This window comes from Rhizobium sp. BR 315 (genome assembly GCF_050577975.1).
Lineage (GTDB): Bacteria > Pseudomonadota > Alphaproteobacteria > Rhizobiales > Rhizobiaceae > Rhizobium > Rhizobium miluonense.
The window spans coordinates 65,001-67,500 of sequence record NZ_JARWKZ010000032.1 but is presented as its reverse complement, the minus strand read 5'-3'; the positions used below and the strand labels follow the sequence as shown (position 1 = coordinate 67,500).

The window sequence follows — 2,500 nt, the reverse complement described above, 5'->3', positions numbered from 1 at the left end:
GTGGGTTGGGAATGGACGGTGACGCGGAAGTTGCCGAACCCTGGTTGTAGGACCGGGGCGATCGAGCTGATGGGGCTGTAGCTCAGCTGGGAGAGCACCTGCTTTGCAAGCAGGGGGTCAGCGGTTCGATCCCGCTCAGCTCCACCAAATCGATTGGTGTCGAGACTGACGGCATGTTGTCTTCTGAAGAAAAAAAGGTTTTGCGTCGGCCTTAGGGCTGATCGCGTGTTCTGCATACATTGTGAAGAGAAGATTGATCTGGAGGCTTCCAGGTGTTTTGGGTTTTGCCCGAAACGTCCGAGCCCGGACCTGCTGATATCGTGGATGGCCTAGCCGGCTGGAAACGAAGGAGGGGACGGAGGTAGGAAGGAAGCTTGTCGCTCTGGGTCGTCATTGTTGGTGTCCTTATGGATACCTCTGATGGACGACCGGATTACCGTTGCCTGACCGCGCGGTATCGGATCCAATCTCGAGAAGCTGGTCTTAAGATAGACTGCAAGCGAGCTGCTCGGCGTAGCTCCAATATCTCGCGAAAGCTTTATGGCTTTTGCGTAAAAGCAGATCTATCGAACACGTCGATGGCATTGTTGAGTAGGCTGGGTTGTAAAAGGTAACCCGGTCTGTCGCTCGTTTCCGCGAGGGGATGGCGACTAGATGATGAGCATTGGCAATGAGAACGATCAAGTGTCGTAAGGGTATTTAGTGGATGCCTAGGCATGCACAGGCGATGAAGGACGTGATACGCTGCGAAAAGCCGTGGGGAGCTGCGAATAAGCTTTGATCCATGGATCTCCGAATGGGGCAACCCACCTTAAATRCYTAGAAAATCATTCTGGTTGTCGGACYTTTGGTCCGACGTTACGGCGAACGATCGCCGACGCGCTCTGCGCTTTGTTGGTGCCCTGCTCGGGTTCGAGTGTGGCAGCAGCACAGGCSRGAGGCYTGTCGTCGGTCGTCCGACGCGCCCACGCAGCGCCGCCYGMMGGGCGGAACAAGCGTGAGTGGGAAACCCGAATGGTTTCTARGYATTGTTATGAGGTATCTTCACCTGAATAAAATAGGGTGTAAGAAGCGAACGCAGGGAACTGAAACATCTAAGTACCTGCAGGAAAGGACATCAACCGAGACTCCGCAAGTAGTGGCGAGCGAACGCGGACCAGGCCAGTGGCAATGAAGTTTAAAGTGGAAGAACCTGGAAAGGTTTGCCGTAGAGGGTGACAGCCCCGTACGCGTAGATAGCTTTATTGTCCTAGAGTAGGGCGGGACACGTGAAATCCTGTCTGAACATGGGGAGACCACTCTCCAAGCCTAAGTACTCGTGCATGACCGATAGCGAACCAGTACCGTGAGGGAAAGGTGAAAAGCACCCCGACAAGGGGAGTGAAATAGAACCTGAAACTGGATACCTACAAACAGTCGGAGCCCGCAAGGGTGACGGCGTACCTTTTGTATAATGGGTCAACGACTTAGTGTAACAAGCAAGCTTAAGCCGGTAGGTGTAGGCGAAGCGAAAGCGAGTCTGAATAGGGCGATATAGTTTGTTGCATTAGACCCGAAACCGAGTGATCTAGCCATGAGCAGGTTGAAGGTTGGGTAACACCAACTGGAGGACCGAACCCGCATCTGTTGCAATAGATTGGGATGACTTGTGGCTAGGGGTGAAAGGCCAATCAAACTCGGAAATAGCTGGTTCTCCGCGAAATCTATTTAGGTAGAGCGTCGAGCGAATACTCCCGGGGGTAGAGCACTGGATGGGCTATGGGGACTCACCGTCTTACTGATCCTAACCAAACTCCGAATACCGGGAAGTACTACTCGGCAGACACACGGCGGGTGCTAACGTCCGTCGTGAAAAGGGCAACAACCCTAACCTCCAGCTAAGGTCCCCAAGTCATGGCTAAGTGGGAAAGGATGTGAGGATCCCAAAACAACCAGGATGTTGGCTTAGAAGCAGCCATCATTTAAAGAAAGCGTAACAGCTCACTGGTCTAGTCAAGGGTCTTTGCGCCGAAAATGTAACGGGGCTGAAGCCATGCACCGAAGCTGAGGATKTGCGAGYAATCGCAMGTGGTAGCGGAGCGTTCCGTAAGCCAGTGAAGGGRTACCTGTGAGGGGYCCTGGAGGTATCGGAAGTGCGAATGTTGACATGAGTAACGATAAAGAGGGTGAGAGACCCTCTCGCCGAAAGACCAAGGGTTCCTGCTTAAAGTTAATCTGAGCAGGGTTAGCCGGCCCCTAAGACGAGGCGGACACGCGTAGTCGATGGGAACCACGTTAATATTCGTGGGCCTGGTGGTAGTGACGGATTGCTTAACTTGTTCACACTTATTGGATTGTGTGGGCGGGGACGCGGTTCCAGGAAATAGCTCCACCGTATAGACCGTACCCGAAACCGACACAGGTGGTCAGGTAGAGTATACCAAGGCGCTTGAGAGAACTATGTTGAAGGAACTCGGCAAATTGCACGCGTAACTTCGGAAGAAGCGTGACCCTTATGTAC

The 2,500-nt window shown here is 53.2% G+C and carries 1 tRNA gene and 1 rRNA gene (1 of these 2 running past the window's edge); both read left to right on the top strand.

The annotated features are described in order from the left end of the window. Positions 1–71: 71 nt before the first annotated feature. Positions 72–147 (top strand) — tRNA-Ala (locus tag QD409_RS24475). Positions 148–678: 531 nt separating this feature from the next. Then, a 23S ribosomal RNA gene (locus QD409_RS24470) occupies positions 679–2,500 on the top strand; it runs 1,144 nt beyond the window's last position.